The 24,784-nt window shown below is 20.4% G+C and carries 25 protein-coding genes and 1 tRNA gene; 13 read left to right on the forward strand and 13 right to left on the reverse strand.

The window, feature by feature from the left end; all coding sequences use genetic code 11:
• Positions 1–40: 40 nt before the first annotated feature.
• The 5 genes from rpsA to trxB form a co-directional block, all read right to left on the reverse strand.
• A complete protein-coding gene (gene rpsA, locus ONB71_RS02180) occupies positions 41–1,708 on the reverse strand; it encodes a 30S ribosomal protein S1 (protein ID WP_274360517.1) in 1,668 nt (555 codons plus the stop codon).
• 141 nt (positions 1,709–1,849) lie between these two features.
• On the reverse strand, positions 1,850–2,524 hold the full coding sequence (gene cmk, locus ONB71_RS02185; RefSeq protein ID WP_274360518.1) for a (d)CMP kinase: 675 nt from the start codon (positions 2,522–2,524) through the stop codon (positions 1,850–1,852).
• A gap of 277 nt (positions 2,525–2,801) precedes the next feature.
• Entirely contained in the window at positions 2,802–2,966 is a 165-nt protein-coding gene (locus tag ONB71_RS02190; protein ID WP_274360519.1) for a hypothetical protein, read from the reverse strand.
• A gap of 187 nt (positions 2,967–3,153) precedes the next feature.
• A complete protein-coding gene (locus tag ONB71_RS02195; protein ID WP_274360520.1) occupies positions 3,154–3,342 on the reverse strand; it encodes a hypothetical protein in 189 nt (62 codons plus the stop codon).
• Between the two features lie 452 nt (positions 3,343–3,794).
• Positions 3,795–4,739, reverse strand: coding sequence for a thioredoxin-disulfide reductase (trxB, locus tag ONB71_RS02200; protein WP_274360521.1), 945 nt, complete (start codon positions 4,737–4,739; stop codon positions 3,795–3,797).
• Between the two features lie 323 nt (positions 4,740–5,062).
• On the opposite strand from trxB, the gene serS reads away from it, so the two are divergent.
• Both serS and infA read left to right on the forward strand, forming a co-directional pair.
• Positions 5,063–6,331: a serine--tRNA ligase gene (gene serS / locus ONB71_RS02205; RefSeq protein WP_274360522.1), complete on the forward strand. Its 1,269-nt coding sequence runs from the start codon at positions 5,063–5,065 to the stop codon at positions 6,329–6,331.
• A gap of 40 nt (positions 6,332–6,371) precedes the next feature.
• Positions 6,372–6,590: a translation initiation factor IF-1 gene (gene infA / locus ONB71_RS02210; protein ID WP_274360523.1), complete on the forward strand. Its 219-nt coding sequence runs from the start codon at positions 6,372–6,374 to the stop codon at positions 6,588–6,590.
• A gap of 86 nt (positions 6,591–6,676) precedes the next feature.
• On the opposite strand, the gene ONB71_RS02215 is transcribed toward infA, so the two are convergent.
• Both ONB71_RS02215 and ONB71_RS02220 read right to left on the reverse strand, forming a co-directional pair.
• Positions 6,677–7,576, reverse strand: coding sequence for an SPFH domain-containing protein (locus tag ONB71_RS02215; protein WP_274360524.1), 900 nt, complete (start codon positions 7,574–7,576; stop codon positions 6,677–6,679).
• A gap of 43 nt (positions 7,577–7,619) precedes the next feature.
• Positions 7,620–8,222 (reverse strand): phosphatase PAP2 family protein, encoded by a 603-nt coding sequence (locus tag ONB71_RS02220; protein WP_274360525.1) that lies wholly within the window; start codon positions 8,220–8,222, stop codon positions 7,620–7,622.
• 593 nt (positions 8,223–8,815) lie between these two features.
• Here ONB71_RS02220 and ONB71_RS02225 point away from each other — a divergent pair.
• From ONB71_RS02225 to ONB71_RS02275, 11 genes are all read left to right on the forward strand, one after another.
• Positions 8,816–8,889: transfer RNA gene (locus ONB71_RS02225), tRNA-Pro, on the forward strand.
• Between the two features lie 352 nt (positions 8,890–9,241).
• On the forward strand, positions 9,242–11,104 hold the full coding sequence (mnmG, locus tag ONB71_RS02230; protein WP_274360526.1) for a tRNA uridine-5-carboxymethylaminomethyl(34) synthesis enzyme MnmG: 1,863 nt from the start codon (positions 9,242–9,244) through the stop codon (positions 11,102–11,104).
• 164 nt (positions 11,105–11,268) lie between these two features.
• On the forward strand, positions 11,269–12,090 hold the full coding sequence (gene atpB / locus ONB71_RS02235) for a F0F1 ATP synthase subunit A (RefSeq protein ID WP_274360527.1): 822 nt from the start codon (positions 11,269–11,271) through the stop codon (positions 12,088–12,090).
• A gap of 36 nt (positions 12,091–12,126) precedes the next feature.
• A complete protein-coding gene (gene atpE, locus ONB71_RS02240; protein WP_274360528.1) occupies positions 12,127–12,363 on the forward strand; it encodes a F0F1 ATP synthase subunit C in 237 nt (78 codons plus the stop codon).
• 39 nt (positions 12,364–12,402) lie between these two features.
• On the forward strand, positions 12,403–12,894 hold the full coding sequence (locus ONB71_RS02245) for a F0F1 ATP synthase subunit B (RefSeq protein ID WP_274360529.1): 492 nt from the start codon (positions 12,403–12,405) through the stop codon (positions 12,892–12,894).
• Positions 12,878–13,417, forward strand: coding sequence for an ATP synthase F1 subunit delta (gene atpH, locus ONB71_RS02250; RefSeq protein WP_274360530.1), 540 nt, complete (start codon positions 12,878–12,880; stop codon positions 13,415–13,417). Before ONB71_RS02245 ends, atpH begins: the two co-directional genes overlap by 17 nt.
• A 9-nt stretch (positions 13,418–13,426) precedes the next feature.
• Positions 13,427–14,968 carry a F0F1 ATP synthase subunit alpha gene (gene atpA / locus ONB71_RS02255; RefSeq protein ID WP_274360531.1) on the forward strand — a complete coding sequence of 514 codons (1,542 nt, stop codon included), beginning with the start codon at positions 13,427–13,429 and terminating at the stop codon, positions 14,966–14,968.
• 54 nt (positions 14,969–15,022) lie between these two features.
• Entirely contained in the window at positions 15,023–15,880 is an 858-nt protein-coding gene (gene atpG / locus ONB71_RS02260; RefSeq protein WP_274360532.1) for an ATP synthase F1 subunit gamma, read from the forward strand.
• A 42-nt stretch (positions 15,881–15,922) separates the two neighbouring features.
• A complete protein-coding gene (gene atpD / locus ONB71_RS02265) occupies positions 15,923–17,320 on the forward strand; it encodes a F0F1 ATP synthase subunit beta (RefSeq protein WP_274360533.1) in 1,398 nt (465 codons plus the stop codon).
• A 13-nt stretch (positions 17,321–17,333) separates the two neighbouring features.
• On the forward strand, positions 17,334–17,615 hold the full coding sequence (locus tag ONB71_RS02270) for a hypothetical protein (RefSeq protein ID WP_274360534.1): 282 nt from the start codon (positions 17,334–17,336) through the stop codon (positions 17,613–17,615).
• A 255-nt stretch (positions 17,616–17,870) separates the two neighbouring features.
• On the forward strand, positions 17,871–18,782 hold the full coding sequence (locus tag ONB71_RS02275; protein ID WP_274360535.1) for a gluconeogenesis factor YvcK family protein: 912 nt from the start codon (positions 17,871–17,873) through the stop codon (positions 18,780–18,782).
• On the opposite strand, the gene hflC is transcribed toward ONB71_RS02275, so the two are convergent.
• The 6 genes from hflC to orn form a co-directional block, all read right to left on the reverse strand.
• Positions 18,779–19,726: a protease modulator HflC gene (gene hflC, locus ONB71_RS02280; RefSeq protein ID WP_274360536.1), complete on the reverse strand. Its 948-nt coding sequence runs from the start codon at positions 19,724–19,726 to the stop codon at positions 18,779–18,781. The two genes, ONB71_RS02275 and hflC, sit on opposite strands and share 4 nt — an antisense overlap.
• Before the next feature lies 1 nt (position 19,727).
• Complete coding sequence (hflK, locus tag ONB71_RS02285) at positions 19,728–20,864, reverse strand: FtsH protease activity modulator HflK (RefSeq protein WP_274360537.1); 1,137 nt, start codon at positions 20,862–20,864, stop codon at positions 19,728–19,730.
• Positions 20,865–20,894: 30 nt separating this feature from the next.
• Positions 20,895–21,842, reverse strand: a complete 948-nt coding sequence (gene miaA, locus ONB71_RS02290; RefSeq protein ID WP_274360538.1) for a tRNA (adenosine(37)-N6)-dimethylallyltransferase MiaA — start codon at positions 21,840–21,842, stop codon at positions 20,895–20,897.
• Positions 21,839–23,500: a DNA mismatch repair endonuclease MutL gene (mutL, locus tag ONB71_RS02295; protein ID WP_274360539.1), complete on the reverse strand. Its 1,662-nt coding sequence runs from the start codon at positions 23,498–23,500 to the stop codon at positions 21,839–21,841. Before mutL ends, miaA begins: the two co-directional genes overlap by 4 nt.
• A gap of 68 nt (positions 23,501–23,568) precedes the next feature.
• Positions 23,569–24,066, reverse strand: a complete 498-nt coding sequence (tsaE, locus tag ONB71_RS02300; RefSeq protein ID WP_274360540.1) for a tRNA (adenosine(37)-N6)-threonylcarbamoyltransferase complex ATPase subunit type 1 TsaE — start codon at positions 24,064–24,066, stop codon at positions 23,569–23,571.
• Between the two features lie 122 nt (positions 24,067–24,188).
• A complete protein-coding gene (gene orn, locus ONB71_RS02305) occupies positions 24,189–24,731 on the reverse strand; it encodes an oligoribonuclease (protein ID WP_274360541.1) in 543 nt (180 codons plus the stop codon).
• Positions 24,732–24,784 lie beyond the last annotated feature (53 nt).

Consider the following 24,784-nt stretch of genomic DNA (forward strand, 5'->3'; position numbering starts at 1 on the left):
TTAAATAAAAAATAAAAAATTAAATAACATAAAAATATTATTAATCATTCTTTGCAGCTTTAAAAGCTTCAGTCATGATATTAGAAAAATTAGAAGACCCATCAGTATGTTTTTTATCATGAACATCATCTACATCTTTATCGTTATCAATACAAATAAATAAATTAATCAAACGATGTGTTTTATCTAAACCAATAATTTTTACTTTTACTACATCATTAACCTTCAACATATCAAATAAATTAATATTTACATTTAAAGGATTAACATTATTCAATATACCATTTACACCTTGAGATAAACTTACTATTACATTATTAACATTTTTAGAAAGAACAACCCCATGTACTACAGAACCTATTTTATTAATAAGTAAATAATTATGTATAGGATTCTCTTTTAATTGCTTAATACCTAAAGAAATACGTTCACGTTCAATATCTATTTGTAATAAAACTGAAGAGATTTTTTCTCCTTTTTTATATTTTAAAATATCATTTTTACCTGATGTATCCCATGATATATCAGATAAATGAATTAAACCATCTATATTATTTTCTAAACCTATAAAAATACCAAAATCAGTAATGGACTTTATTTTACCTTTAACTATATCACCTTTTTTATACTTTTTTGCAAAAGCTTCCCATGGATTATTTGTACATTGTTTCAATCCTAATGATATACGTCTTTTTTTAACATCTATATTTAAAACCATAACTTCTAAAATATCACCAATATTTACAAATTTAGATGGATGAAAATTTCTATTTGTCCAGTCCATTTCAGAAACATGTACTAAACCTTCAACCCCTTCTCTAATTTCAACAAAACATCCATAATCAGTAATATTAGTAACTTTTCCATGTAATTTAGTTTTCTCGGGGTACAATTCAGATATAGAAAACCATGGATCTTGACTTAATTGTTTTAATCCTAAAGATACTCTAGAAGTAGTACGATCAAATTTTAATATTTTTACCATAAACTCATCACCAATACTAACTATTTCACTGGGATGTTTGACTCTTTTCCAAGACATATCAGTAATATGCAACAAACCATCAACACCTCCTAAATCAATAAAAGCACCATAATCAGTTAAATTTTTTACAATACCTTTAACATCCATACCTTCATAAAGACTTTCTAATAAATTATTTCTTTCAATAATATTAAATGATTCAATAACAGCCTTTCTTGAAACAACCACATTATTACGTTTTTTATCTAATTTAATTACTTTAAATTCTAAGGTTTGACCTTCTAAATAAGTAGTATCCCTTATAGGACGAATATCTACTAAAGAACCAGGCAAAAAAGCACGTATATTTTCTAATTCAACAGTAAAACCACCTTTAACTCTGCCACTAATTACACCAGTAACTATTTCAGAATCATTATAAATTTTTTCAAGCATTAACCAAATTTCATAACGTTTAGCTTTTTCTCTAGATAATATAGTTTCTCCAAAACCATCTTCTATTGCATCCAATACAACATCAATTTTTTCTCCTACTTCTATTTTAATATCACCAGAAGAATTTTTAAACTGTTCAAGTGGTATAGCAGATTCCGATTTCAAACCAGCATCAACTAATACAACATCTTTTTCTATAGAAATAACAATTCCCTGTATAATAGAACCAGGACGAATATTTATTTGCTTAAATGATTTTTCAAAAAGTTCAGAGAAAGATTTAATCATACAAATACATCTTATTAATTAATAAATGATAACAATATTTTATATCCTATAAAATAACCATTAATTTTTATACCTTATACTTATCCATAAATACAAGAATTAACAAAAAAATCTAAAAAATTAATAAAATCCAAAATTATATTAATATAATTTTTTATACACATATTGCATTACATTGTCAATTACTTGTTCTACTGATAATAACGTTGAGTCTATTGCAAACATATCATTAGAACAAAACAAAGGAGCATGAAAACGATTACAATCACGATTATCACGATCTTTCATTACATACTTTAATCTACTAAAACTAACATAAATATTATTTTTTTGCAATTGTAACATACGACGTTTTACACGAATATTTATATTAGAATCAATAAATATTTTTATATTAGCATCTGGAAATACCACAGTACCCATATCACGACCATCAGCGACTAAACCTGGAGGTATCTTAAAAAAATAATGATATGGTAACAACAACTTACGGACTAAATAATGAACAGATAACCTAGAAGCAATATTGCCAATTTCAGATGTATAAATTTGATTAAGTATATTACTATCTTTTAAAAAATAAAAAAATAACCCCCTATAAATAAATATATTTAAATATTTTATCAACAAATCGTAATTTTGATAAACACATGTTTCTATTTTATTTTTTTTTAAAAAAAAAGCAAAACTCCTATAAATTAATCCTGAACTAAGAATATTCCATCCTAATATTTTTGAAACAATTTTACAAATTGTACCTTTTCCAGATGCAGATGGACCATCAATTGTTATAACAGGAACATATTTATTAATCATTATAAATACTATTAAAAATTATAATTATTAAATAATTATAGAAATAAAATAAAAAATAAAAATATCTTAAATATTTAAAAACAAAATAAATTAAAATAATTTTAAAAATAGAATATTAATTAAATTTAAATAATTATCCATATCTTTTTTCAAATTTATACATAAATTCAATTAATTTATTTACACCATTTACAGGCATAGCCTTATATATAGATGCTCTAAAATTACCAACTAATTTATGATCATTTAAAAAATATAAACCAAATAATTTAGATTATCATGTAAATATATCATTTAATCTTACATCTCTTAATTTAAAAACAACATTCATAAAGGAACGATTATATTTATGAATATTATTTTGACAAAAATCACTAGAATCTATAAAATCATAGAGTAAATTAGCTTTAATTTTATTTATCTCAGATATATAGTTTTCCACCTTGATTAATTAACCACTTTAATACTAATACAAGTATATACCAAGAAAAAGTAGAAAGTGTATCAAATACAGAATTATTTTTTAATAATAAAGAATAATTAAATATAGAAAGAATAAAATAATTTACATCTTTGATTAAATCACTACGTATAATAATTAAAGTAATACCTGATATACCTAAATTTTTTTATACACTAGCATAAATTAAACTATAATTTTCAATATTAATTTTTTTTGAAAGAATATTAGAAGAACAATCAGTTATAACAAATTTATCCGAAAAATTAGGCTCTTCATTAATTGATATACTATCTATTGTCTCATTAGGACAATAATGAATAAAATTAGATTTTTTATTTATTTTCCAATCTCGCATTAATATAATAGACTTAATATTATTAAAATTATATTTAACATTAATTAAATTAGCTAAACAAATTTTTTTACCTTCACAAAAAACATAATATGACCAATAGCCACTATTAATATAATCGATGCATATATTAAAATAAATTCATAGGTATAGCAGCAAACTGACCTTTTGCACCACCATGACAAAACAATATTTTATAATAATATGATATATTCAATATATATCTTAAATTGAATTAATATTCTTCAACTATATTATAAAATTCTTTATTTCTATGTCAAATTTCCATAATAAAATAATCACAATTATTCCAATTATTTAAATTTAATCTTACTTGATCCAATACTCTTCAGGTAACATTGAAAGATCAAAACTAAAATTATATATTTTATTCATATTATTTTAAAATAATTTAAAAACTAATAAAATAAAAAAAAATATAGACAACTAATATTTTAAATACTGAGATATTTCTCAGCATCTAATGCTGCCATACAACCAGTTGCAGCTGAAGTTACCGCTTGACGGTACACCCTGTCTATCACATCACCAGCAGCAAAAATACCACTAATACTAGTTTCTGTATAAAAACCAAATAAACCAGATTTAACCTTAATATAACCATCTTCTAAAACTAATTGTTTTGAAAAAATCTCAGTATTAGGAATATATCCAATAGCTATAAATACACAAGAAATATCTAATTTTAAATTATTATTATTTTCTTTAGACGAACGAATTAAAATACTATTAACACCATTATCATTACCTAATATTTCATATAAAACATGATTAAAATAAACAGTAACCTTACCCTCTTTTATTCTGACATTTAAACGATCTAATAAAATCTTTTCAGCAGTAAAACAATTCCTACGATGAATTAAATATACATGATTACATATATTTGATAAATATAGAACCTCTTCTATAGCAACATTACCACCACCAACTACAGCAACTTTTTCTCCTTTATAAAAAAAACCATCACATGTTGCACAACTAGAAACACCTTTGCCTAAAAAGCGTTTTTCAGATGATATACCTATAGAACGAGGATTAGCCCCGGTAGCTATAATAACAGAATCAGCAATATATGATTGATAATCTCCTTTCAAAAAAAAAGGTTTAGAAGAAAAATCAACTGAATTTATATGATCATAAATAATTTCAACATTAAATCTTTTTACATGATTATGCATATTATTCATTAAATCAGTGCCTGATATTGGATTAACTATACCAGGCCAATTTTCAATACTATTTGTTGTCGTCAATTGACCACCTTTATTTAAACCAGTAATAATTATAGGATTTAAATTTGCTCTAGATGAATATAAAGCAGCAGTATACCCAGCTGGACCTGATCCTAAAATTACTAATTTACTATACTTTGACATATAATATATCCTATAAAATATTCCTCTAAATAAGAATATAAAAAAATAAATACAAAAAATCAAATAAATAAAATATTAAAAAAATAAAATATTTAATTTAAAATAAGATAATAAAATTTATAATTAAAATAAAATGTCATTTTAATATAAAATACATCTTTAAAAAAAATTAAGAAATTATTATTGAACAATAAATAGATATCCCTATAATAACCTCATGTATAAAAAAAATAAAAAAATACATAAATATAAAAAGATAAATAAATTTGAAATAAATATAAAATTATTTATTTCAAACAAAATATAAGAAAATAATTAAAAATATGATAGATTTAAAAAAACTAAAAAAAAACAAAGAATTATTCAAAAAAAAACTAAATAAAAGAGGCTTTGTACTTGATATAGATAAATTAATTAAATTAGAAAATAAAAGAAAAAAAATACAAAAAAAAACAGAAAAATTACAACATAAACACAATATAATATCAAAAAAAAAAAAAATAAATAACAGATTTGTATTTAATATAAAAAAACTAAAAAAAAACAATATTAAAATAAAATTAAAAAAAATAAAATTAAAAAAAATTAAAAATAAAATAACAAAATTATTACTAAAAATACCAAATTTACCAGCAGATGATATTCCAGTAGGAAAATTAAACAGGGAAATAAAAAGATGGGGAAATAAACCAAAAATAAAACACAAAATATTAAACCATATAAAATTAGGAGAATTTAATAATTGGTTTGATATAAAAAAAGCAAATAAAATATCAGGGTCTAGATTTATAATCATAAAAGGTAAATTAGCAAAATTACATAGAGCATTAAGTCAATTTATGTTAAATTTACATATAAATGAACATGGATATAAAGAAATATATGTACCATATTTAACAAATAATAACTGTTTATATGGAACAGGACAACTACCCAAATTTGATAAGGATTTATTTCATATAAAAAAAATAAATAAAATAAAGATATCAAAAAAATATACTTTAATACCAACAGGTGAAGTACCATTAACAAACTTATATAGAGAAACTATCTTAGAAAAAAAAAAACTACCTATAAAATTAACAACACATACACCATGTTTTCGTCTAGAAGCAGGATCATATGGAAAAAAAAATAAGGGACTAATTAGAACACATCAATTTGATAAAGTTGAATTAGTACAAATTGTAGAATCAAATAAATCCGAATTAGCATTAGAAGAAATAACTTCACATGCTGAAAAAATACTAAAAATGTTAATTTTACCATACAGAAAAGTACTATTAAGAAGTAAAGAAATAGGTTTTTGTGCTACAAAAACCTATGATTTAGAAGCTTGGTTTCCAAGTAATAATACTTATTGTGAAGTTTCATCATGTTCTAATATGTTAGATTTCCAAGCAAGAAGAATAAAAACTAGATACAAAAATAAATTCAAAAAAATAGAATTTGTTCATACACTAAATGCATCAGGTTTAGCTATAGGAAGAACATTAGCTGCTATTATGGAAAACTATCAACAAAAAGATAAAAGTATTAAAATACCTGATGTACTTAAACCTTATATGAATCATATAAATTTTATTGATTAAAAATAATAAAATAAAAAATTATATATAATTAGGAAAAACAATGTCAAAAGAAAAAAATATTGAAATGCAAGGTATAGTAATAAATACATTACCTAATACTATGTTCAAAGTAAAATTAGAAAATGAGCATGTAATAACAGCACATATATCAGGAAAAATGAGAAAAAATTACATAAGAATACTAACAGGTGATAAAGTTATGGTTGAACTGACACCATATGATTTATCTAAAGGTAGAATAATATTTAGAAATAGATAAAAAAAATATTTTACTACAATAAAATAAATAATAATAAAACATATTAAATTAAAATATTTAAAAATAAATATTTTTTATTTAATATATTATTTGTTTTTTTTAATTAACTCATTAATACCATAAATAGAACCTAAAACATTTGTGGTATCTAATGGCATCATAACTATTTTACTATTATTAGATTCACCAATTTTCCTAATAGCACTTATATATTTTTGAGCAATAAAATAATTAATTGCTTGCAAATCACCTTTTAATATTGCTTCAGATACCATTTTGGTAGCTATTGCTTCCGCTGATGCTGCTCTTTCACGCGCCTCTGCTTGTAAAAATGCAGCTTGTTTTTGACCTTCAGCTTTTAATATCTGAGATTGTTTATCACCTTCCGCTTTTAAAATGGCTGCCTGACTAATTCCTTCAGCAGCTAAAATATCAGCTCGCTTAGTCCTCTCAGCTTTCATTTGTGTATTCATAGCTTTAACTAATTCTGCTGGAGGTTTAACATCTCTAATTTCTATACGAGTAATTTTTACACCCCAGGGGTTTGTAGCTTGATCAATTATATGCAATAATCTAGTATTAATATTATCTCTTTGAGATAACATCTCATCTAATTCCATTGAACCTAAAACAGTTCTAATATTTGTCATAGTAAGATTTATTATTGAACGTTCTAAATTACTAACCTCATATGCAGCTTTTGCAGCATCAATTACTTGAATAAAACAAATAGCATCTATTGTAACATTAGCATTATCTTTAGATATAATTTCCTGTGATGGTATATCTAATACTTGTTCCATCATATTAATTCTTCTACCAATTTTATCTATAAATGGTATTAATAAATTTAAACCAGGATTAAAAGTTTTAATATAACGACCAAATCGTTCAACAGTCCATTTAAATCCCTGAGGAGTAATCTTAATAATAGAACAAAAAATAAATAATATAAAAAAAAATAAAAAAAATATAAATATAAACATAAATAATATTATCCTAAAATATTTAATAAAAAAATAAAATAAATTAATAAAAATTTTTATTAAAAAATATGAAAAATAAAAAATTATAAATCTTAACAGAAAAAGAAATTAAAAAATTCTTATAAAACCGCCAAAAAAAATCTGAAAAAATAATTACTAAAAAACTAATACAAATACTGCCTAATATATCAATAGGCCAATGCAATCCTAAATAAATACGAGACCAAGAAATAAAAAAAGATATTAATAAAAATAACATACCACATTTAAACAACCGTAATTTTATAAGTATAAAAGAAAAAGTAAAAGCAACAGAACTATGATGACTAGGATACGATTGATCTAACACATGCTCAACAAAATAACAATATCCAAAATTTTCAAAAATAGGTCTATTAGACGGATAAATTTTACCAAAAATCAAAGAATAAAATAAAGAATAAATTATTCCAAGCATAGACTTTAACACTAATTCATGTTTAAAATAAACATTAAATTTATTAACAAAAAACCAATTATAAATTATAAATACAGGTATAGAATATATTATATATTTGGCAAAAAAAATAGATAAATTTATGAAAAAAAAAGAAGAATTAGGAGTGGCATTAATATACAAAAATATTTCTTTATTCAAACTAAACATATAATATAAATTAAAACCTCATAAACTTTCCATTTTATCAATCTAAAATTAAATACATATCTTACATAAATAAAGAAAATTAAAATATCGAATCTTATTATATAATAATAATTATAAAATATAAACAAAAAATATTAATTAAAATATAATAAACAAAAAAAAATATTAATTTATCAAAAATAATAAAAAAATCAATTAAATCTATATAATAAAAATATTCTAATTATAAAAATTTAAAAAAATAAAAATAATAATTTATTATATCTTAGAAATATATTTATATACAAAAAAAAAAATCTACAAAACAAAAAAAAACTCATATATATTATAATTCAATAAAATTTTTTTAACAATAATTTTTTTATTAAATATTAAATTTAAAAACAAACATATATTTCATGTAATAAAAAAAATAATTAACTTAACAATATAAAAATAAGAATAAAATTTAAATATATTAAAATATAAATGTATCATAAAATAATATGTAATATAAAAAATAAAACCACAAAACTAAAAATATAACAATCAAAAAAAACATTAAAAAACAAAAATTCAACTATAAAATATGATATGATAAAATTATTCTGAAACGGTGAGTAGCGCAGCTTGGTAGCGCAACTGGTTTGGGACCAGTGGGTCGGAGGTTCAAATCCTCCCTCGCCGAAAAAAAATATATATTACCATAATATGTAAAATAGTTATAAACAAATTACTAACAATTAATAATCAAATATCAATAATAAATAACAAACTATTAACAATTATTGATGAGTTATTAACAATTATTGATGAGTTATTAACAATTATTGATGAGTTATTAACAATTATTGATGAGTTATTAACAATTAATACACATAACAAAGATATATAGCTTAAAAAAAAATAAGAGTTATCAACAACAAATAACATATATAATAATAATAATAATAATAATAATAATAATAATAATAATATATATATATAAATTAATAAGATACATATATGGTTAGAAAAATATTAATAATTAAGTAAAAAAAATGATTAAAAATAAATTTGATGTAATTGTAATTGGAGGAGGACATGCTGGAATAGAAGCTTCATTATCATCATCTAAAATGCAATGCTCAACATTACTAATAACTATAAATAGAAATAAGATAGGAACTCTTTCATGTAATCCATCTATAGGTGGTATAGGCAAGGGACACTTAGTAAAAGAAATAGATGCTTTAGGAGGTATAATGGGGTATGCAACTGACAATGCTGGGATAAATTTTAAAATTTTAAATTCTAGCAAAGGTTATGCTGTAAGAGCAACAAGAGCACAAGTAGACAGATATATATATAAAAAAAACATAATTAATAAACTAAAAAAACAAAGAAAATTAACTATCATACAAGGTATTGTAAAAAAATTAATCATAAAAAATTATTCTATTCAAGGAATAATTATAGAAAATGGTACAAAATTTTATTCTAAATCAGTAATAATAACAACCGGAACTTTTTTAAATGGTAAAATCCATATAGGAAGTTGTAATTATAATGCAGGTAGATTTGGAGAAAAATCATCTATACTTTTAGCGGAATACTTAAAAAGTTTATCGTTTAATATTAAAAGATTAAAAACAGGTACTCCACCACGTATTGAAAAAAAATCAATTAATTTTAATAACTTAAAAATACAATATGGTGATTCTCCTATACCATTTTTTTCTTTTATAAACGATGACAAAAAAGAAATTAAACAAATTCCATGTTATATAACCCAAACTAATGAAAGAACACATGAAATCATAAGAAACAACATACATAAAAGTTCTATTTATAGTGGTAATATTAATAGCCTAGGACCTAGATATTGTCCATCAATAGAAGATAAAGTAATTAAATTCTATAATAAAAAATCCCACCAGATATACTTAGAACTTGAAGGATTTAATAATAATATTGTCTATCCTAATGGAATATCAACAAGTTTACCAAATAACATTCAATTAGATATGATTCGTTCCATAGAGGGATTAGAAAAAGCAAATATAATTTATAATGGATATGCAATAGAATATGATTTTTTTGATCCAATTGATTTAAAACCAAATTTAGAAAATAAAAACATAAAAGGATTATTTTTAGCAGGTCAAATAAATGGAACTACTGGTTATGAAGAAGCAGCTGCGCAAGGTATACTGGCTGGAATTAATTCTGCATTATATAAATATAACTTAAAACCATGGATTCCTAGACGTAGTCAATCTTATATAGGGGTTATGGTAGATGATTTATGTACGAATGGAATAACAGAACCATATAGAATGTTTACATCTCGTGCTGAATATCGGCTTCTTTTGAGAGAAGATAATGCCGATTTAAGATTAACTAATATTGGTAGAAAATTTGGTTTAGTAAATGAAAAAAGATGGATTAAATTTAATAATAAATTAAAAGATATAGAATTAGAAAGACAAAAATTTAAAAATACAATAATTCCATTAAATTTAAATATTGAAAATAAACTTAAAATTAAAATAAAAGAAAATACTACTATAGAAAAATTATTAAAAAGACCAAATATAACAATTAATCAAATATGTGATTTAAAAGAAATTAATCTGAAAATCAATAATATAAAAGCAGCTGAACAAGTTGAAATTCAAACAAAATATAAAGGATATCTTATTAGACAAGAAAAAGAAATAACACGACAATTAAATAGCGAAAAAATTCTAATTCCTAACAATATAGAATATGATAAAATGTCTGGTTTATCTAATGAAATAATTTTTAAGCTTAAAAAATATAAACCTTATTCAATAGGACAAGCATCACGTATTTCCGGTATAACACCAGCCGCAATATCTGTTTTATTAATTTATCTTAAAAAATTAAAATTCATATAAAATTTTAAAATATAAAAATAATAGTTTATAATATATTTCATTAAAATATATTTTATTTAAACATTTTAGAAAAAATTCTCTTGCATTTTTTTTTTCACTTTTTTAAGATTAAATAAAAAATATTTATATATTTTTTTACACAAATTAAAATAATGTATTATAATATGATTGATGAAAAAAAATTAATTTCACAGGATTACATAAATCATCATTTGAGATATCTTCAACTTGATTTACGTTCATTTAAATTAATATCCTCTAATATAAATTCGTCTGATTTTTGGATATTTAATATTGATAGTTATTTTTTATCTTTTTTTTTAGGAGTTTTATTTATATTATTTTTTAAATTCGTTATTAATAACAGTTTTAATAATAAATTTCCTAATAAATTACAGATAATTATTGAAATTATTGTTGAATTTGTTCAAAGTAATATTAATTCTATTTATTTTGGTAAAAAAGAGTTAATTGCTCCACTTTCATTAACTATATTAAGTTGGATATTTTTAATGAATTTTATGGATTTATTACCTGTGGACTTATTACCATTACTTTTAAAATTTTTTTTTAAAATAAATTATTTAAGAGCGGTTCCTACAAGTGATATTAATGTAACCTTAGCTATTTCTCTTGTTGTTTTTTCATTAATAATTTATTCTAAAATAAAATACCAGGGGTTTATTGTTTTTATTAAACAATTGTTTTTACATCCATTTAATAATCCCGTATTTATATTAGTTAATTTACTATTAGAAATCATTACTTTGTTATCTATTCCAATTTCTTTAAGTTTACGTCTTTTAGGCAATATATACTCTGGAGAATTAATTTTTATTTTAATTTCTGGGTTTGTTCCATGGTGGATACAATGGGTATTAAATGTACCCTGGGCTATTTTTCACATTTTAATAATTTTTTTGCAATCTTTTGTTTTTATGATATTAACTATAGTTTATTTATCAATGTCTTTAAAGAAAAATTAAATTTTACAAAAATCAAATTTACAAATAAGGATTAATATGGAAAATTTAACTATACATTATATTTCTGCAGCTATTATTATAGGTTTTGCTTCTGTAAGTGCTGCTATTGGTATTGCTATTTTAGGTAATAAATTTCTTGAAGGATCTGCCAGACAACCAGATTTAGTTCCTTTATTACGTAATCAATTTTTTATAATTATGGGTTTAATAGATGCTATACCTATGATTTCAGTGGGATTATCATTATATTTAATATTTTCAGCTCCTAAATAATAAATATATATTTTAGAAAATATTAACAGGTTAAATCATATGAATATTAACTCAACGTTGTTTGGAGAAATAATTTCTTTTTTATTATTTATTTTTTTTTGTATGAAATATATATGGCCTCCTATAATTGATTATATAAATAAACGTGAAAAAAAAATATATAATGCTATATTGTCTGTTGAAAAAGCTAAAAATGAATTATCTAAAACTAAAATACAAATTATAAATGAAATAAATGAAACTAAAAAAACTTGTAAATTAATACTTGATAAAGCAAAAAAAAATAAAATAGATATTTTAGAAGAAACTAAATTAGAAATAATTAAGGAACAAAAAAAAATAATTAAAGAATCAAATTTAAAAATTAAAAATGAATATGAAGTTACAAAAGAAAAATTACGTAAGGAAACTGTGTTATTAGTAATTCATTGTTTAGAGAAAGTTTTAAATCAATCTATGGATACTAATGTTAATAAAAAAATTGTTAATAAATTTATTTCATCTTTGAAAAAATATGATATTTATGCATAATTATATTACTTTATCTAAAATATATGCTAATGCAATTCTTTCATATTCTTTAAAGAAGAAATGCACGTTATATTGGAATGATATGTTAATGTTAACGACAAATATAATAAATAATAATAAAATGAAAAAACTTTTTTTAAATTATTATTCTACTAAAGAACAATTTGATATTTTAACTAATTTATTAGATAATTATATTAATTTCGAATTTAAAAATTTTATCAAAATAGCATTATCTAATCATGGGTTAATAATTATCCCTTATATATTTAAACAATTTATAGAATTACATGATCAATATAAGAATAATATAACAGTTAATATAGAATCAGCATATAAATTAAATAAATCTCAATTATTTAATATTAAAAAAATTATTAGTAAAAAAGTCACCGGTAATATTAAGATAAATTGTAAAATTAATAAATTTATACTTGCTGGAATAATTATAAATATTAAAAATTTTACATTAGATGGAAGTTTATTAAATAAATTAAATATCTTAAAAAAAGGTATGCTTTAGAGAATAAAAATGCAGATATTAAATTTTACAGAAATTAGTGAAATAATAAAAAAACGTATTTCAAATTTAAATATTGAAAATGAAGAATATGATAAAGGTATAATTATATCTGTTTATGATGGAATTATTCGTATACATGGTTTGTATAATGTTATGTATGGAGAAATTCTTGAAATAAATAATTATTATTCCATTGTATTAAGTTTAGAATTTGATTCGGTGTATGCTGTTGTTATAGGTAATTATAAAAATTTAAAAGAAGGAATGAAAGTTAAATCCACTGGTAAACTTTTAGAAGTTCCAGTTGGTAATAACCTTTTAGGAAGAGTATTAAACGGTTTTGGAGAAGCTATAGATGGTAAGGGTAATATTGTGAGTGATATTTATTTACCAGTAGAAAGACAAGCTCCTGGAATTTTTGATCGTTATAAAATAAATGAATCTTTACATACTGGTTACAAATCCATTGATGCAATGATACCTATTGGAAAAGGACAAAGAGAATTGATTATAGGTGATAGACAAACAGGTAAAACTTCATTAGCTATAGATATTATAATTAATCAAAAATCATTAAATGTTAAATGTATATATGTTGCAATTGGTCAAAAAATATCTAGTGTAATAAATATTGTAGATTATTTAAAAAAATACGATGCATTAAATAACACAATTATAATATCTGCCACAGCTGCTGAATCAGCAATCTTGCAATATTTAGCACCTTATACTGGTTGTACTATTGGTGAATATTTTCGAGATTGTGGAGAAGATGCATTAATTGTTTATGATGATTTATCTAAACAAGCTATTGCATACAGACAAATATCATTATTATTACGTAGACCTCCAGGTAGAGAGGCTTTTCCTGGTGATATATTTTATTTACATGCTCGTTTATTAGAAAGATCTGCTAAAGTAAATTCTAGTTATGTTGAAAATTTTACTAAGGGTAAAATAAAAAATAAAACTGGGTCATTGACTGCTTTACCTATAATTGAAACTCAATCTGGTGATATATCATCTTTTATTCCAACTAATGTTATTTCAATAACTGATGGGCAAATTTATTTAGAAACGGATTTATTTAATTCAGGTATTAGACCAGCAATTAATCCAGGTTTATCAGTATCACGTGTTGGTTCATCAGCACAAACGGATATTATAAAAAAATTATCTTTTGGTATACGTGCTTCGTTAGCACAATATAGAGAATTATATAGTTTTTCTCAATTTTCAAGTGATTTAGATTCATCAACTCGTGAAATATTATCTAATGGTGAAAAAATTATAGAATTAATGAAACAAAAACAATATAATTTAATGTCAGTAGCACATCAATCTATAATATTGTCTTTAATTAATTATAATTTTATTAATGATATTCCATTAAATAAAATAGATTTATTTTCACAAAAATTATTAAAACATTTTGAAAAATATCATTACAAATTATTAAAAAAGATTAATGTTTGTGTGAAATTTGATTTAAAAATAAAAAATGAAATTATTAATGTTATAACACTATTTAAAAATACAGAATATGAATAAAACAATTATATTTTATAAAAACAATGTTTTTAAAACTAAGGTTCATTATTTTTTATGAATAATTCAAAAATAATAAATAATAAAATATCTGCTATTAAAAAAATAAAACAAATTACTAAAGCAATGGAAATGGTTGCAATTACTAAAATTATAAAAATAAAAAAAAGAATTAAAAATATAAATCCATTTATTAATAATATATATAATATAATTAATATTATTATTATGAAAAATTTTGAGTATCATTATTTATATTCAAGTAAAAGAAAAATTAGACGTGTTGTTTTTTTTATTATTTCTTCTGATAGAGGTTTATGTGGCAATCTAAATTTAAATCTTTTCAATAAAATATTATTTAAAATAGAATATTTATTAAAAAAAAATATTAAAATTGATTTAATAATTATTGGTAACAAAGGTTATCTTTATTTTACTAAATTAGGATTTAATATTATTGATTTCATGATTAATATTAATCATAATTTATCATTATCTAATTTAACTAATATTATTAATGTTTTAGTTGATTTGTATATTAATGAAAAAATAGATAGATTATATGTAGCATATAACAAATTTAAAAACAACATGTGTTATATACCTTTATTATGTACTATTTTACCCTTGTCTGTTGATATTAAGTTATATAATGATTTATATAATAAATGGAATTATATATATGAGTTTGATGTAAAAAATATTTTGAATGATTTGATATTTAAATATATTAAATCAAATATTTTTCATTTGATTTTAGAAAATATGTTAAGTGAACAGTCATCTCGTGCTTTAGTTATGAAAAATGCTACAGATAATAGTATTGATTTTATAAAAAAATTAAAATTAATTTATAATAATATTAGACAAAATAAAATTACACAAGAATTAATAGAAATAGTTTCTGGTTCTTAGTTTATTTTTATTTTTTTTTTTTTTTTGTTTTTAGGAGTTTGAATGGCAATTGGCAAAATTGTTCAAATTATTGGTGCAGTTGTTGATGTTGAATTTTCTCGAGAATTTGTTCCAACCATTTATAATGCTTTAAAACTTGAAAAATTAAATTTGTTTTTGGAAGTACAACAGCATTTAGGTAATGGAATAGTAAGAACATTTGCAATGGGTTCTTCTTATGGTATTCGTAGGGGTTTGAAGGTTATAGATCTCGATAGATCTATACAGGTACCTGTAGGAAAAATTACTTTGGGTAAAATAATGAATGTATTAGGTGAATTTATACATTCTAAAAATAAAAATATTGATAATACAAATAAAAATATAGAATATCATTCTATTCATAATTTTTCTTCTAATTATAAAGATTTAGTTAGTTCAATAGATGTTTTAGAAACTGGTATAAAAATAATTGATTTAATATGTCCAATATCAAAAGGGAGCAAAGTTGGTTTATTTGGTGGTGCTGGTGTTGGTAAAACTGTTAATATGATGGAATTAATTAGAAACATTGCAGTTGAATATTCTGGTTATTCGGTTTTTACTGGTGTAGGTGAACGTATTAGAGAAGGTCATGATTTTTATTATGAAATGAAAGATTGTAATGTTTTAGATAAAGTATCTTTAGTTTATGGGCAAATGAATGAACCTCCAGGTAATCGTTTTAGAGTTGCTTTATCTGGTTTAACTATAGCTGAAAAATTTCGTGATGATGGTAATGATGTTTTATTTTTTATAGATAACATGTATAGATATACATTAGCGGGAACTGAAATCTCTGCTTTATTAGGTCGTATGCCTTCAGCAGTTGGTTATCAATCAACTTTATCTGAAGAAATGGGTATTTTACAAGAACGTATATGTTCTACAAAAAATGGTTCTATAACTTCTATTCAAGCTATTTATGTTCCGGCAGATGATTTAACTGATCCATCTCCTGCCACTACTTTTACTCATCTTGATACTATTATTACATTGGATAGAGAAATTGCTTCTTTAGGTATATATCCTGCTATAGATCCCTTGCATTCTAGTAGCAGACAATTAGATCCGTTAATAGTTGGTTATAAACATTATAATATTGCAATCGGTGTTAAATCTATATTACAAAGATATCATGATTTAAAAGATATTATAGCTATTTTAGGAATGGATGAATTAGCTGAACATGATAAATTAGTAGTTTCTAGAGCTAGAAAAATACAGAGATTTTTTTCTCAACCATTTCATGTTTCTGAAATATTTACTGGTATTTCTGGTAAATATGTTACTTTAAAAGAAACAATGAAAGGATTCAAAGATATATTAGATGGTAATTTAGATAATATACCAGAGTCTTGTTTTTATATGGTAGGTTCTATAAAAGAAGTTAAAAATAAATTTAAAAATATGAATTGTTAATTGAGTTTTTATTATGCTAAATTTAAATATATTTGGTTTTGAAAATAATTTTTCTTTTAATAATATATTGAAAATATATGTAATGTCTTTTTATGGTGAATTATGTATATATCCAAATCATTCTCCTTTATTAGTATATGTAAAATCAGGTATTGTTTTATATGATAATAAAAAACAATTTTTTATTTCAAAAAGTTTATTAGAAATTAAAAAAAATATTGTAACTGTATTTACAGATATAATTAAGTATGATTTTAATATTAATATATTTTCTATAAAATTTTTTTGTAAATAAATTTATTTTAATAATTTTATTAATTATTTTTTTCTTAAATTAAATAAATTTATTATTTTATGTTTTTTTGAAATTTAATATCAATTAAAAATTAAATATTATTTAATATTTTTTAAATTAAAAAGATAATAAATTTATATTTTTAGATATAATTATATTTATTATCAATAAATATAATTAATGATTACAAATAAAATAATAAATAAATTTGTTTTTTTTTTAATTATACTGAAAATATATATGGTAACAATATTTATGAATATATATTTAAAAAATTTAAATAGGGTAGTTGCTCTAGGAGGTGGACATGGGTTGGGAAGAGTTATGTCATCTTTGTCTTATTTGGGTTCTAAATTGACAGGCATAGTAGTTACAAGTGATAATGGTGGATCTTCTGGTAGAATTAGACAATCTGAAGGTGGTATTGCTTGGGGAGATTTAAGAAATTGTCTTAATCAATTAATAACTAAACATAATGCTATTTCAAATATATTTAATTACAGATTTAAGGGTACAGGTGATCTTTCTGGACATAATTTAGGAAACTTGTTATTAAAAGCATTAGATAATTTTAGTATTAGACCCCTAGAAGCTGTAAATATAATTAGAGCTTTATTTAAAATAAAATCTTTTTTGATACCAATGACTGAAAAAGCTGTAGATTTAGTGGCAATTGATAAAAATGATGTATTAGTTTATGGAGAAACTGCTATTGATGTTTTGCAATCACCGCCTAAATATTTAAAATTATATCCTGATGTATCTCCTACAATTGAAGGGTTGAAGTCTATTAATGAAGCTGATTTGATTTTAATTGGACCTGGTAGTTTTTATACTAGTTTAATTCCAATTTTATTAATAAAAGAAATAGCTTTATCTTTAAAAAATACAACAGCTGTTGTAGTTTTTATTGATAATTTATCTAATGAAATTAGTCTTGCAGCTTCTAGTTTGACTATTTTTGAAAAGGTATTAATAATGGAAAAATATATTGGTGAAAAAATAATAGATGTTTTGATTGTCACTCCTAATGTTAATATTAAAGGTGTAGAAAATCGGTTAATTATTAAGGATTTTTTAGAGGATGTTAATATTCCATATAATCATGATATTTTTCTTTTGAAAAAAGCTTTAGATAAAGTTATTAAGTTAAAGATATTAAATTAATATTTTTTTTTCATATATTTTAAAAAATCTGTGTTTGTATCTAGAATCATTATATTTGTTTTATTTTCATTGAATATGTTTTTATATGCTTTTAAACTTCTTATAAAGTAATAAAATTCTGGGTCTTTTTTTATATTTTTAATAATTATTTTATTTGCTTGTAATTCTCCTTCATTTTTTATGATAAAAGCTTTATTTTTTGCTTCATATAATTTTTTTATTGTTTGGTTATTTGCATATGATTTTATTTTTATTGCTTTTATTCTTCCATATGTATTTTCATTTTTAATTATTTCTTTTTGATTAATTTCCATATTTTTATATATTAGATTGTATATTTTTTTTGTTAATTTTATTTTATTTATTTTTATATTTATTATTTTTATTCCTAAATATTTATAATATTTTAAGTTTTTTTTACTAAAAATATTAATTTCTGATTTTGGTGTTTTTAAATCTATTTTACTTATTATTTTTATTTGTTCAATTATTTTAATATAATATAGTTTGTTTTTATTTTTTTTCTTGTTTTTTAAATTTATTTTGTTTATTTTATTTAAAATATTTTTTTTTAATTTAAATTTTATTAAATCTAAAATTTGTTTTTCATTGTTTTTTATGTTTTTATAATAGTTGTATGGATTGATAATTTTCCATTTTATGTAAAAATTTATAGATATATCATATTTTTGTTTGTCATTATTAATATTATTTATATTACCATTTGTTATTTGAATAAGAGTATTATTTTTTTTGACATATTCTACAAATGGAATTTTAAAGTGTATACCTGGATTATATATTATGTTTTTTTGTTTTTTATTTATTATTTTATTATAATTTAATTTTATTCCTTGTTCTTCTTCTTTTATTACAAAAATAGATAAATAAATAGTTATTAATATAATAAAAAATATTAGTGAAAAAATTATTTTTTTTCGCATATTATTTATCCTTAATTTTACGATTGTTGACACGACATGTATTATAAGCTCTTTGATCTATTATATTATTTAGTTTATTAATTTTTTTTTTGTTAATATTAATTTTTTTTTTGTTAATATTAATTTTTTTTTTGTTAATATTAATTTTTTTTTTGTTAATAGGTAACATAAATATGTTTTTGTTATTACTTATAACATTAGATGTTTGTTTTAATATTTTTTCCATAGTTTCGATATATATTTTTTTTTTTTCTATCTTAGGTGATATTCTATATATTGATAGAATTTTATTGAAGTGTAGCATATCTTTTTTTGCTCTATTGATAATATTATTTTTATATATTTTGGATTTATTTATGATATCTACAATTTTATAATTTGTTTTTTTTTCTAATTCTTTTGCGTAATATATTGCTTTATTTATGCATATTTCTTTATTTTTTTTTGCATTTTTAGTAGCATTAAATAATTTTTTTATTTTTTCAGGAAGGTTAATATATTTAAAAGTAATTTTTTTTATTTTAATGCCAACATCTTCTTTTATAAAAAAGATATTTATTTTTTTTGAAATTGAATTGATAATTTTATTATCATTTATAGATATTATTTTTTTAGTATTATAATTTATTATTGTTTTTAATAAGATTGATTCTATAGAGTTTTTTATATAATTTTTTATGTTTTTTATTGTATATAGATATTTTTTTGGATTTATTACGTTGTATTGTGTAATCATTTTTACATTTATTATATTTTTATCAGAAGTTATTTCTGTTTGTGAAATACTTATTTTGTATATTTTTGATCTATTGAATTTTAATATTTTATCTATTGGTATTATTTTCCAATGTATTCCAGAATTTATTAATTTATTAAATTTACCTAATCTAATTAATATCCCTTTTTCATTTTTTTTAATTATATAAAATCCATTAATTATCCATATACTTAATATTAATATTATTAAAGTTTTTATTATTTTTTTTTTGTTATTTTTGTATTTTTTTTTTGTTATTTTAATTTTATTTTTTATATATTTTAATAATAAAAATATATTGTTTTTTTCTTTACTCAAAAGATTTTTTTTATTTTCATTATTTCCCCATGGATTTTTAATACTTAAATATTTCCATGTCATATTTATTTCCTTATAATATTATTTTGTTTTTTATTTTTTAATATTTTCTTTTATAATATCAATTATTTTTTTAATTTGATTGTTATATGTTTTTTTTTTATTATCTAACCAATTTATATTTTTCCATTTTTTTAACCATGTTATTTGATGTTTAACTAAGTGTTTTGTTGCATGGACTATTTTTTTTTTCATTTGATCATAGTTTATTTCATTCGATATATAAGATAACATTTGTTTATATCCAATACTATTTATTGAAGGTAATTTTTTATTTATATTTTTTTTAAAGAATAATGTTTTTGTTTCTTTTTCTAATCCTAATTTTAACATTTTTTCTAATCTATTATTAATTTTTAAGTCTAATATATTTTTATCTAATGGTTTAAATGAAAATTTAATTATTTCATATGGTAATTTATTTTTAAATCCATTATTTATCTTTGTCATTTTTTTATTTGTAATTAAAAATACTTCTAAAGCTCTTATTATTCTTATATGATCATTTGGATGAATTTTTTTCCACAATTTATAGTCTATTCTTTTTAATTTATTATATAAATTATTCCATCCAATGATGTTTGATAATTCTTCAATTTTTTTTCTTATTTTGTAGTTTGCTTTTGGTAGAGTGGGAGAAAACCCATTTATTAATACATTAAAATACAGCATTGTTCCACCAACTAATATAGGAGTTTTATTTAAATTAAAAATATTGTTTATTGCTTTATTTGCATCATAAAAGAATTCTCCCGCTGAATAAATATCTGTTGTAGGTTCTTTTATATCTATTAAATGGTGTTTTGTTTCTTTTAGTTGTTTTTTTGTTGGTTTGTTTGTTCCGATATTCATATATTTGTATACGGCTGTAGAATCTACATTTATTATTTCAATGGGTGTAAAATTATTTATTTTTAATGATAATTTTGTTTTACCAGAATTTGTATGTCCCATAATAAATATTATTTTTTTTTTTTTCATATTTTATTTTTAATTTTGTTTATATATTTTTTAATGTTTATGATTTGTATAAATTTTATTTTTGTTTTATTATTTTTTATTAATTTGTTAAATCTTTCTAAGATTATTAAAGTTTTTACTATTTTTTTATGATCAAAATATTTTTGTATCTTTATAATTGAATATTTTAACCAAGATAATATTTTTTTTAAATTTATGTTTTTTTGTGTATTGATAAACTGTAATAATTTTATACAAAAATTTTCATATTTACCTGTTATTATTAAAGGTGTTGTATATATTACTATATTTTTGTTATTTTTATATAAGTTAATTCCAATTTTTTTTAACAATTTTTCATATTTTTTGTATTTTTTGTATTTTTTAATTTTTAGTCTAATAGGTATTATTAATCTTCTAATTTTTTTTTGATTTATTAAATTTAATTGTTTTATTTGTAGTACTTTTATCAAATTAATTAAATTAATTAAAAAAATTTTAGTTTTATATTTAATAATTACATGGTTTTTGTTTATTTTAGTTAATAATTTTATTTTTTGTATTTTATTTTTGTTTTTTGAAGTTTTTTTTATTAATGATTTATTAATTAGTATTTTTTCTATTTTTATTTTATTATTTAAATTTATTTTTTGTATTTTATTTTTGTTTTTATAGATATATTTTTTATTTATTTTTAGTTTTATTTTATTTTTTATAGCATTATATATTGTATAATAAATAATTAGAGGGTTTTTGAAATTTATTTTACATTTTGATGGATGTATGTTTATATCTATATCTTTTGTATTTATTTTAATAAATATTATATATGATATTTTTTTATTTGAATTTAATATTTTTTTTTGGATTTGTGTAATTATATTTTTTATGATTTTGTTTTTTATTAATCTGTTATTTACATAAGAATATTCTATTTTTTTATTTATATGTTCTAAACATATCCAACCAGTAATTTTTACATTTTTGTGTTTGTATTTTATTTTTGTTTTTTTGTTTGAAAATTTTTCACCTAATATATTGTTAATTCTATTTTCTTTTTCTTTTATATTTAATGCAATTTTGTGTTTTTGTATGATTTTGTTATTATTTATTAATAAAATATCAGTACTAAATTTTGATAATGCTATTTGTTTAATAACATCATTTATATATAAGAATTCTGTTCTCTCTGATTTTAAAAGATTTTTTTTAATGGGAATATTATAGAATAAATCTGATATTTCAATTGTTGTTCCGATTGGATGAGCAATTGGTTTTAAAATATTTGATATTTTACCTCCTTCTGCATAAATTTGCCATCCTACATTATCTTTTGATGTTCTTGAAATTAGTGATATTTTTGATACTGCATTTATACTAGCTAGTGCTTCTCCTCTAAAACCAAATGTTTTTATTTTTTTTAGATCTTCTAAAATATGAATTTTACTTGAAGTATATCTTTCTAATGCTATTAATAACTCATTTTTATTTATTCCTTCCCCGTTGTCTTGTACACGTATTGTTTTTTTTCCACCATGTTTTATTTCTATTTTGATAAATGTGGCATTCGCATCTAAACTATTTTCTATTAATTCTTTTACCACTGAAAATGGTCTATGTATTACTTCACCAGCAGCTATATATTTTGATAATTCTAGTGATAAAAATTTTATTGACATTTTAAAATTAATTTTTAATGATTAATATTAAATTTTTTAATTTATATGGTATTAATATTATTAAATAATTAGTATATATATTTTATATTAATAAAATTATTATTATTAATTAATTTATTTATTATCTTTTTGCCCCTTATAGATTCATATTTTATTTTTGCTTCTCTATGATTATCAATATATGATAAATTAATATTTATATCTGGTTTTTTTATATGTTTAATATTATTTTTTGGCCATTCTATTAAACAAATAGAAGATTCTTCAATATATTCTTTTAACCCAAGTATTTCTAATTCATGTATATTATTTATACGATATAAATCTATGTGTAATAAAATTATATTTTTTATATTGTATTTTTCAATTATTGTATATGTTGGACTTTTTATAAATTTATTATACCCCATTTGTTTTATAAATGCTCTGATTAATGTTGTTTTACCTGTTCCTATTTCACCATTTAAATAAATTAAAACTTTTTTTTTAAAACATGTATTTGATAATTTTTCACCTAATGATGATGTTTGTAATTCATTTATTAGTTTAATTTTATATGTGCACATATATTTAGTTTTTTTTATATTAAATTAAAATTTTGTTTTTATATTTGATCATTACTATTATTTATTTTTTAATCTATATATTTATTTTTTTTTTATTAATAATTTTATTTTGTTATTTTTTTTTATAATGTAAAAAACGTATTTTTATAGAATTTTAGTTCTTTTATTGAATTTTTTAGATCTTTTTTTGCTCTATGTTTATTTTTATATTTTATATATTTTGTTATTTCGGGTTTCCATCTTTTTGCCAATTCTCTAATAGAACTGACATCTAAATATCTATAATGAAAATATGATTCTAATTTCGGCATATATTTATATAAAAAGCGTCTATCATTACCTATACTATTACCACATATTGGTGATATATTTTTTTGGATCCATTTTGATAAAAATTTGATGGTTTTTTTTTCCGCGTATTTTTCATTATAATTACTATTTTGCACCATTTTTATTAGTTGATTTTTTTTGTGTGTTTTTTTATTCCAATTGTTCATAGAATCTATTATTTTTTTTTTTTGTTTAATAATTATATTAGGTCCTTCTGCTAAAATTTTTAAATTAGAGTCTGTTATTATTGTTGCTATTTCTAAAATACGATCAATTTTAGGATTTAGCCCTGTCATTTCTAAATCAATCCAAATTAAATTTTTTTTATTTAACATTTTTTTTTCTTATAAAATATTTTACATATATATATAGCATATATTTTATAAAG

Origin of the sequence: Candidatus Purcelliella pentastirinorum, from assembly GCF_028748785.1 — a bacterium.
Classification (GTDB): Bacteria; Pseudomonadota; Gammaproteobacteria; order Enterobacterales; family Enterobacteriaceae; genus Purcelliella; species Purcelliella pentastirinorum_A.

Excerpts from the sequence above, each read along its gene's own strand:
- rpsA (WP_274360517.1), bottom strand. The coding sequence starts at position 1,708 with ATGATTAAATCTTTCTCTGAACTTTTTGAAAAATCATTTAAGCAAATA.
- cmk (WP_274360518.1), bottom strand. The coding sequence starts at position 2,524 with ATGATTAATAAATATGTTCCTGTTATAACAATTGATGGTCCATCTGCA.
- ONB71_RS02195 (WP_274360520.1), bottom strand. The coding sequence starts at position 3,342 with ATGCGAGATTGGAAAATAAATAAAAAATCTAATTTTATTCATTATTGT.
- trxB (WP_274360521.1), bottom strand. The coding sequence starts at position 4,739 with ATGTCAAAGTATAGTAAATTAGTAATTTTAGGATCAGGTCCAGCTGGG.
- serS (WP_274360522.1), top strand. The coding sequence starts at position 5,063 with ATGATAGATTTAAAAAAACTAAAAAAAAACAAAGAATTATTCAAAAAA.
- infA (WP_274360523.1), top strand. The coding sequence starts at position 6,372 with ATGTCAAAAGAAAAAAATATTGAAATGCAAGGTATAGTAATAAATACA.
- ONB71_RS02215 (WP_274360524.1), bottom strand. The coding sequence starts at position 7,576 with ATGTTTATATTTATATTTTTTTTATTTTTTTTTATATTATTTATTTTT.
- ONB71_RS02220 (WP_274360525.1), bottom strand. The coding sequence starts at position 8,222 with ATGTTTAGTTTGAATAAAGAAATATTTTTGTATATTAATGCCACTCCT.
- mnmG (WP_274360526.1), top strand. The coding sequence starts at position 9,242 with ATGATTAAAAATAAATTTGATGTAATTGTAATTGGAGGAGGACATGCT.
- atpB (WP_274360527.1), top strand. The coding sequence starts at position 11,269 with ATGATTGATGAAAAAAAATTAATTTCACAGGATTACATAAATCATCAT.
- atpE (WP_274360528.1), top strand. The coding sequence starts at position 12,127 with ATGGAAAATTTAACTATACATTATATTTCTGCAGCTATTATTATAGGT.
- ONB71_RS02245 (WP_274360529.1), top strand. The coding sequence starts at position 12,403 with ATGAATATTAACTCAACGTTGTTTGGAGAAATAATTTCTTTTTTATTA.
- atpH (WP_274360530.1), top strand. The coding sequence starts at position 12,878 with ATGATATTTATGCATAATTATATTACTTTATCTAAAATATATGCTAAT.
- atpA (WP_274360531.1), top strand. The coding sequence starts at position 13,427 with ATGCAGATATTAAATTTTACAGAAATTAGTGAAATAATAAAAAAACGT.
- atpG (WP_274360532.1), top strand. The coding sequence starts at position 15,023 with ATGAATAATTCAAAAATAATAAATAATAAAATATCTGCTATTAAAAAA.
- atpD (WP_274360533.1), top strand. The coding sequence starts at position 15,923 with ATGGCAATTGGCAAAATTGTTCAAATTATTGGTGCAGTTGTTGATGTT.
- ONB71_RS02270 (WP_274360534.1), top strand. The coding sequence starts at position 17,334 with ATGCTAAATTTAAATATATTTGGTTTTGAAAATAATTTTTCTTTTAAT.
- ONB71_RS02275 (WP_274360535.1), top strand. The coding sequence starts at position 17,871 with ATGAATATATATTTAAAAAATTTAAATAGGGTAGTTGCTCTAGGAGGT.
- hflC (WP_274360536.1), bottom strand. The coding sequence starts at position 19,726 with ATGCGAAAAAAAATAATTTTTTCACTAATATTTTTTATTATATTAATA.
- hflK (WP_274360537.1), bottom strand. The coding sequence starts at position 20,864 with ATGACATGGAAATATTTAAGTATTAAAAATCCATGGGGAAATAATGAA.
- miaA (WP_274360538.1), bottom strand. The coding sequence starts at position 21,842 with ATGAAAAAAAAAAAAATAATATTTATTATGGGACATACAAATTCTGGT.
- mutL (WP_274360539.1), bottom strand. The coding sequence starts at position 23,500 with ATGTCAATAAAATTTTTATCACTAGAATTATCAAAATATATAGCTGCT.
- tsaE (WP_274360540.1), bottom strand. The coding sequence starts at position 24,066 with ATGTGCACATATAAAATTAAACTAATAAATGAATTACAAACATCATCA.
- orn (WP_274360541.1), bottom strand. The coding sequence starts at position 24,731 with ATGTTAAATAAAAAAAATTTAATTTGGATTGATTTAGAAATGACAGGG.